Annotated in this window: 8 protein-coding genes and 1 pseudogene; 6 read left to right on the plus strand and 3 right to left on the minus strand. The window is 61.8% G+C overall.

Annotated features, from left to right (window positions below):
- The first annotated feature begins 16 nt into the window (after window positions 1-16).
- The 5 genes from ASE88_RS17965 to ASE88_RS17985 are packed head-to-tail and all read left to right on the plus strand — an operon-like array spanning window position 17 to window position 3,456.
- The gene (locus tag ASE88_RS17965; protein WP_056480602.1) at window positions 17-1,246 is read left to right on the plus strand and encodes an amidohydrolase family protein; all 1,230 of its coding nucleotides are present in this window, start codon (window positions 17-19) and stop codon (window positions 1,244-1,246) included.
- Window positions 1,243-1,635: a hydroxyisourate hydrolase gene (gene uraH, locus ASE88_RS17970; protein WP_056480605.1), complete on the plus strand. Its 393-nt coding sequence runs from the start codon at window positions 1,243-1,245 to the stop codon at window positions 1,633-1,635. The genes ASE88_RS17965 and uraH overlap by 4 nt, the downstream gene beginning before the upstream one ends.
- Before the next feature lie 2 nt (window positions 1,636-1,637).
- Complete coding sequence (locus tag ASE88_RS17975) at window positions 1,638-2,039, plus strand: MAPEG family protein (RefSeq protein WP_235528011.1); 402 nt, start codon at window positions 1,638-1,640, stop codon at window positions 2,037-2,039.
- Window positions 2,039-2,569 (plus strand): GlcG/HbpS family heme-binding protein, encoded by a 531-nt coding sequence (locus tag ASE88_RS17980; protein WP_056480609.1) that lies wholly within the window; start codon window positions 2,039-2,041, stop codon window positions 2,567-2,569. The genes ASE88_RS17975 and ASE88_RS17980 overlap by 1 nt, the downstream gene beginning before the upstream one ends.
- Window positions 2,566-3,456 carry a polysaccharide deacetylase family protein gene (locus tag ASE88_RS17985; protein WP_056480612.1) on the plus strand — a complete coding sequence of 297 codons (891 nt, stop codon included), beginning with the start codon at window positions 2,566-2,568 and terminating at the stop codon, window positions 3,454-3,456. Before ASE88_RS17980 ends, ASE88_RS17985 begins: the two co-directional genes overlap by 4 nt.
- Before the next feature lie 143 nt (window positions 3,457-3,599).
- Here the strand turns inward: ASE88_RS17985 and ASE88_RS19060 are convergent, their stop codons facing one another.
- Window positions 3,600-3,878: a hypothetical protein gene (locus ASE88_RS19060; protein WP_156357103.1), complete on the minus strand. Its 279-nt coding sequence runs from the start codon at window positions 3,876-3,878 to the stop codon at window positions 3,600-3,602.
- A gap of 397 nt (window positions 3,879-4,275) precedes the next feature.
- Between ASE88_RS19060 and ASE88_RS17990 the strand changes: the two genes are divergently transcribed.
- Window positions 4,276-4,998, plus strand: a complete 723-nt coding sequence (locus ASE88_RS17990; RefSeq protein WP_056480616.1) for an IS6 family transposase — start codon at window positions 4,276-4,278, stop codon at window positions 4,996-4,998.
- A gap of 544 nt (window positions 4,999-5,542) precedes the next feature.
- Here the strand turns inward: ASE88_RS17990 and ASE88_RS17995 are convergent.
- The gene (locus ASE88_RS17995) at window positions 5,543-7,084 is read right to left on the minus strand and encodes a hypothetical protein (RefSeq protein WP_056480619.1); all 1,542 of its coding nucleotides are present in this window, start codon (window positions 7,082-7,084) and stop codon (window positions 5,543-5,545) included.
- Window positions 7,085-7,139: 55 nt separating this feature from the next.
- Window positions 7,140-7,449: pseudogene (locus ASE88_RS18000) on the minus strand (FAD-dependent oxidoreductase); the annotation flags it as partial.

Consider the following 7,449-nt stretch of genomic DNA (forward strand, 5'->3'; position numbering starts at 1 on the left):
GCCAAGGACCGCTGATTTGCGTGACGCCGTCGCACCCCGCCTGTACCGGAACGCCCTGCTGAAAGATGGCCGGACCAGCGATCTGGCGGTGTCGGACGGTCGTTTCATCGATCCGGCATCCCTTGCGGCGAGTGCCGATATCATCGACCTGGCAGGGCTTCTGGTCCTTCCCGCGTTCGTCGAAGGCCACATCCATCTCGACAAGAGCTTCGTCGGCGATGGCTGGCGTCCGCATTGCCCCGCCGATAGCCTTGGCGAACGCCTGGGTATCGAAAAGCAACTGCTTGCGGATGCATTGCCGGTCACCGATCGCGCAGACGCGCTGCTGGCGCAGGCACACGGCTTCGGCACGGTCGCGATGCGTAGCCATGTCGATATCGATGCGTCGCTCGGGCTCGCCAATCTGCATGCCGTGTTGGCGGCGTGCGAGCCGTGGCAAGACCGCATCGATGTTGAGATCGTCGCGTTTCCCCAGGCCGGCATCCTTGCATCGCCCGGGACCGCCGACCTACTCGATGCGGCCGTTCGGGAAGGGGCACGCGTCGTCGGCGGGCTGGACCCTTCGGCGTTCGACGGTGATGCCGACGCGCACCTCGACGTGGTGTTCGGCGTGGCGGAACGGCACGGCGTGAAGATCGATATCCACCTCCACGAACCCGGTCGGCAGGGGGTCGAGCAGCTGCGCCGGATCGCTGCGCGAACGACCGCGGTCGGAATGCAGGGCAAGGTCGTCGTGAGCCACGCCTATGCGCTCGGCTATGTCGGGCCGGTCGAAGCCGCCCGCACCGCCGATACTCTGGCGGAAGCCGGCGTAGCGATCATGACGAATGCGCCGGGTGACCGCGCATTTCCGCCGATCAAAATGCTTCGTCGTGCAGGCGTGCGGGTGTTTGCTGGCAACGACAATATCCGCGATGCGTGGTGGCCGTACGGCGATGCCGACATGCTCGGACGCGCGATGATGATCGGGTATCGATCGGGCTTCTTCACCGACGCCGATCTCGCGACCGCGCTGGATATGGCCACGACGGACGCAGCATCGGTTCTGGGGCTCGAACGCTACGGCATGGCACTCGGTGACGAAGCGACGTTCGTCATAGCCGATGCGGAAAACGCCGCTGCCGCAGTCGCCGCTCCGCCGCGCGACCGTCGTTTGATCCAGCAGGGCGCGATCGTACCATCGGGCCCATCGCGACTCGACACCCTCTTTCCCCGCCACGACACTCAGCAAGGATATCGCTCATGAAGGCTATCGCTCTCGCTCTGTTGCTCGGCGCAGTCGCCACCCCCGCCGCGGCAGCCGACATTTCCACGCACGTTCTCGATCTCGCCCGGGGCGTTGGCGGCAAGGCCGTGCCTGTAACCCTCTCGAAGCGTGCGGATGACGGACGCTGGCAAACGGTCGGCACCGCTACCACCGATGCCGATGGCCGCGTCCGCAGCTTTGGCGATGCCAAGGCGTTCGACACCGGAATCTACAGGCTCCAGTTCGACATGTCGCGCTACCCCGATGCGTCGGCGAGCCCGTTCTTTCCGGAAATCACGCTGACGTTCCGCGTGATCGACAAGGCGGGTCACTATCATGTGCCAGTGGTCGTCAGCCCCTATGGCTATTCGACCTACCGAGGAAACTGAGCATGACCGGCATGACGCTTCCCGTTACGCTGGCGGCAGCGGCCTCCCTGGGAACGATCAACCTGTGGCTTGGCCTGCGGATCTTCCGCATGCGGCTCCGCGACGATGTGCTGATCGGCGACGGCGGTGGGGATACCCTTGCCGGCCGAATGCGCGCGCATGCCAATCTGGTCGAATATGCTCCGTTTGTCCTGGTGCTGGTGGCGCTGATCGAGCTCGCCCGCGGCGCCAGCCTGACGCTTGGGGTCACCGCTGCGATATTTGTTGTCGCCCGGATCGCCCATCCGATCGGAATGGACCTGCGCCGTTCCAATGTGCCGCGAGCAGGCGGCGCGATCCTGACATGGCTAGTGCTGGCATTCCTCGTCGGCTGGGCTGCGCTGATCGCAACCGGCGTCGCCTGATGCGCCTTCGCGCTAATTTATTCCTGAAAGGTCACATCACGGTGTTGAGTCTCGTCATTCTTCTGCCCGCGGCAATCGGCGCGGCAACGCCCGTGGTACCGCTGGAGCGTAAAACCGTGTCGCTGGCACTGGCCAACAGCCTGACAGGTGCCGCAATAGCTTCATGTCGTACGATCGGTCGGGAGTCTGTGGTCGCGGTGGTCGATCGCGGCGGAAACTTGGTTTCGCTCCAGCGCGGGGACGACATCGGCCCGCACAATACGCTCGCCGCCCAGCGCAAGGCGTTCACCGCCTTTTCGACCAAGGCCAACACGAGCGTACTGGCCGAGCGAGCAGCAACCGATCCGACGTCCCGTAACCTCGTCACCATTCCCGAACTGCTTCTGTTGGGCGGTGGCATGCCGATTGTCATTGATGGTGGCGTGATCGGGGGTATCGGCGTCGCCGGGTCAGGTGGATCCGCCAATGACGAGCGCTGTGCGACCGAGGCCATTGCGCAGGTATTAGGCAAGGCGAGGACACGCCCATGACGGAACTGGCACATCACGGCCGGTATGAGTACGTCCCGATCATCGGCCGCCCCGATTACAGCTGGCCGGAAGGACGCCGTCTGGCGGTGTACCTCGGCGTGAATCATGAAGTTTTTGCGTTTGGCGACGGGATGGGCGCAACCCTGGCCCCGTCCAAGACCGATCCCGATGTCATGAACTTCGCCTGGCGCGATTATGGCAACCGCGTCGGCGCGTGGCGTTTCATGGAGATGTTCGACCGGCTCGAACTTAAGACCACGGCGCTCGTCAACAGTGCCATCATCACGCGGTGCCCAGGACTTGCGGAGGCGTGCCGGGATCGGGGCGATGAAATTGCCGCGCATGGCCGCACCAATGCACAGGCCGAGGGCCACATGAGCGAAGGCGAGGAGCGCGAAATGATCGCGCGAACGCTTCAGGAATTTGAAGCTATCGACGTCCGCCCCCGCGGTTGGCTCGGGCCGTGGATTTCGGAAAGTGAGAATACGCCTGATCTTCTTGAAGAAGCCGGGTTCGACTATGTCCTCGACTGGGCGCACGACGATCAACCGACACGACTGGATACCCGGAGCGGCAAGGGGATATTATCAATCCCGTATTCCCAGGAGATCAACGACATCCCCTCGATCATCGCCCGGCATCAGGAAGCCGACACGTTTGCCGGCATGATCGAAGACGCAGTCGAACAACTGCTAGGCGAGTGCGACCGTCGCCCGTTGGTGCTGGGCATCGCGCTCCATCCCTACATCATGGGGCAGGCCCACCGTGCACTTCATCTTGATCGAGCCCTGACCCGGCTGAGAGAGGCTGCTGACTCACGCATCTGGTGGACGACCGCGGGCGCCATCGCCGACCATATGGCGAGGGGACCTGGCAATCCTGCCTGATAAAGTCAGCCTCGGCGTTCAGGCGGACCAGCAAATGACGAACGCTGTGCGACAGAGGCGAGTGCGCAGGTTTTATGGGCCGCGACGCACCGTCCATGACCGGTGATACCAACGGTCACGAACGATGATGCCGATCTGGACTATCAAAGCGACGAGCTAATCACACAATAAACAAGTATCGGAACGCCAACGACGAGAATTAGAAAGGCAAGGTTTAGGTCAATAAATCTGCCCAGACGGTTGAGCCTGCTGTTGGGATCTGTTTCATAATGTGTGGTCGGCTCATCTTCTATTTCCAGTGAGAAATTATTGGAAAAGAAGTGCTTGGGTTTTGAGCGTAACCGCTGGCGATTTTCTACGATGCGCATCCCATCGTTATTGCGCGATAGCCGATGGTACGGCTTTTCAGTAAATTCTGACATGTGCGATTCCCGCTTATTCGAGATCGCGAACGCGCTTCGCGCGTCCGCGGGATCAAAATCGAATGGAGCCCGAACTCAAGCGGCAAATGTCCGCGAGCTCGGGCTAGCGGCGTGCGGCGAGTTGGCCGGCGTGATCAATGAACCGCTTATATGTCTCAAGCAGAGGCATCCAGCGAACATCGCGGTACACCTCCTTAATGTCAAATCGACGTGGCAGCCGATCGTTTATTCCAGTGGAACATCCGCTTCGTAAGGAGGTAGGATCAGGCCTGCTTTCCAAAAGAGGTCAGCGCCGTGCTACGAGCTGGTCGCCCGACGTGGTTGTCAGAACAAGCGCGCCCGTGGGTCATGTCAGACCAACCTGGCAGGCGGGGCGGGGGGATGATACCGGTCGTGGATGAGCCGTAAATCGCGGGCACTGCCGCCTAGCCCGTTCCGCCGTTTCAACTCGTCGCCGGAGGTAATCCGGCTCGTGGTCATGATGTACGTCCGATTTCCGCTTTCGCTGCGCAACGTCGAAGATCTGGTGTTCGAGCGCGGCATCGACGTTTGTCACGAGACGGTGCGGATGTGGTGGAACAGGTTCGGCCCGATGTTCGCCGGCGATATCCGCCGTCAGCGGGTAAGTCGAATGCGCGGTTTCTGCCACTGGCGCTGGCACCTTGACGAGATGTACGTGAAGCTGAACGGCGAGATGGTGTACCTCTGGCGGGCGGTCGATCATGAGGGTGAGGTTCTCGAAAGCTACATTACCAAGACCAGAGATAAGGGAGCGGCGCTTACCTTCATGAAAAAGGCGCTCAAGCGCCATGGATTGCCCGATAATATCACCACCGACGGACTACGCTCGTACGGTGCGGCGATGAAGGAATTGGGCAATGCCGCTAAACAAGAGGTCGGACGCTGGGCTAACAACCGGGTCGAGAACAGCCACTTGCCGTTCCGACGAAGGGAGCGCGCAATGCTGCGTTTCAGGCGAATGAAGACGCTGCAAAAGTTCGCCTCGGTCCATGCCAACGTCCACAACCACTTTAATCTCGAACGCCACCTCGTCGACCGCCAGACCTACAAGGACCGCCGCTCCGCCGCCTTGGCGGAGTGGCAAATCCTCGCGAGCTAGGCTGCGGCGTTCAAAGTCTGAACTGCATCGTGTGGAGAGCGGTTCGCGTTAGACTGACAGCACCGCCACAATCTGTTGTTCCATCGGTCGCGATCCCAAAAAAAACCGCTCCGGTGTCCGCCGCATTGCCGCTTGCGGTTTGGCTTTCGGCGGACGCGACCGGTTTGTCGCCGTCGATTGTCCTGTAGGCCAAGGGCATCGAGTCCCGCATTTCAGATCAGCGATCCCGGGTCGAACGCGTCAATCGTGCAGAAGCGCCGGTAAGGGCGCTGTCGCCGTATCGATCTCATGGTCGACGGACTGAAGGATTTGCCGCACGGGGCCACCCGTTACGACTGATGCCCTACAGTTTCTCTGCCGACCATCGCTGTCTCGCTGTCACCATCCTCGTCCGGCGCCAAGCTTGGGGGCCTGGTGCTGTGTCCGGTGAGACCGACGGGATATTTGCGGATGTCTGACGGCACCTGCATCGCGGTAAGTTCGAGCGGAGGCGGAACGGGGATCGAGGTGCACAACGGCAGCATCGTTCTTGCCGTCGTCGTTGCTACCTTGCGGTATCGCCGCGCAAAGGCCTTTGATTTGGAACGCAAAAGCGTGTGTTTTTGGCGACTTCGGGACGATCAGGACCAACGACAAAGAGATAATAGGCAAACGCGTCATAGCCTGCCGGGATATAGGTGATCGGTAGCAGGAGGTCGCGCGGAACCGTTGGCGACAAGGGTAGGTCGCTCAGCAGATAGAAGCGGCCGCGCGTCGCGACCTCGTGCCGAAGATACGTCGTCAATCGCTTCGGGTCGCGCAATGCCGATCGGAAATTCCAGTGGATAAAGTCCTGCATGCAACGCGCTTCGGTGCGTTCGAACGCGATCCCGGTCAACGCGCTGACGCCCTGCGCGCGGGAGTCCGGAAAGACCATCCAATGCTTGTCGCCAAGGCCGCGGCTGACGATGGCCCGACCTGCAGCATCCGCCGTATCGAACGGCACGACAAAATTCCACGCTGCTACGAATAGCCCGCATGCCGAACCGACCGCCAGCCAGCTTCGAAATCCTGCGGATGGTTTGATGGTCTGGTCCGCCGCACCGCGCCATGTCAGGAGAATAAGAAGCAAAGCGATCAGCATCAGATGCCGGCTCGGCAGCGGATACACCGTCACCGAAAATCCCAGCGTCAACGTCACGAACCCCCAGAACAGCGCGCGTGCCAGCCAATCGTTTCGCAACTGCGTGGCGGCGAACAGCAGGAAGAGGATGCCTGCGAACCCGCCTAGGCTGAACGGCACGCCGCCATTCCACGTCGGACCGTGCTCTCCCCATTGCAGCGGTACTGCCAGCAGGCCGATGCTTGCCAGATAATCGGCAAGGCTGACCAGCAAGGTTTTATGTTCCAGGGCGGGGATCATGTCGGGTGCGGGCATCACCGACCAGCCAGCCATCACGCCGCTTGCCAACCACAGCGCAACCCCGGGCCGCCACAGCCGCCCATCGCGCCATTGCAAGACGAGCAGGATGCCGGACAGCGCGCCGAACAGGAAATCACACATGGGCAGCAGTGCGATCATCAGCCAGACCGACCGATGTCGCCATAGCGCCATGGCAAAGACCAATACTGCGACCCCTAGGGTCAGGCTGCGCGACAGCGTCAGGAACTCGAACAGCACGAAGGTGCCGGTGGCGAGCAACACCCGCTCTGCGCGCGAAAAGGGGCAGGCAAACGCGATGACCATCTGGGTCGCGATCGCCAACATCGCGGCGGTGACCGGCAATGCGTTGTACGGGCCGACCAGCGCGCCCCCTGCGCGCAGCATCAAGTACCAGAGCGGCGGGTGCCCCTCATAGCGTAGATTACGAAATAGGTCGGCCAATGTCGGCGATTGTAACGCGAGCTGCAGGGCCTGCCATTCGTCGAGCCAGGGCCGATGCCCGAATATCAACGAAAGTTGCAAAACGATTATCAAGGCTACCGTACTGGTCCAGATCCTGTCACGGGCCAGTTGCTGGTCGAGCGCATCGACGATGCGGCTTGTGTAACCGCAGAGGAGGTGCACGAACGCCGTAGACGAAACGCGATCTGCCAAGGTGATCATGGCCGAAACTCCGGGCGCGCAAGCGCCGCCGGCTCGGCCGCTCGACGGGGCCTCATCATGCAGCCTTCATGTCTTCCGGCAGGGTATTCGGTAGGCGTTCGGGTATCCTGCGCACGCTGGACAGCGCCGCGGCGATCCCCGCCTGCTCGCCCTCGTTCCCCGCCTCGTGATATTCGGCGTCCTCGTTGACGCTCCAGATGTCGTGGATCCGGGCCCCCGCCTGGATGTTGCGCACCGTCAGCATCGCGGTCATCATCGCGTGATCCTGGTTGTTGTAGCGATGCATCCCGTTGCGGCCGACACAGTGCAGCGTGGGATGCCGCGCCTCGATCTCCTCGCGCAGCGCGTCGACGTTATCGCGATAG

It is taken from the genome of Sphingomonas sp. Leaf38, from assembly GCF_001421825.1.
Lineage (GTDB): Bacteria > Pseudomonadota > Alphaproteobacteria > Sphingomonadales > Sphingomonadaceae > Sphingomonas.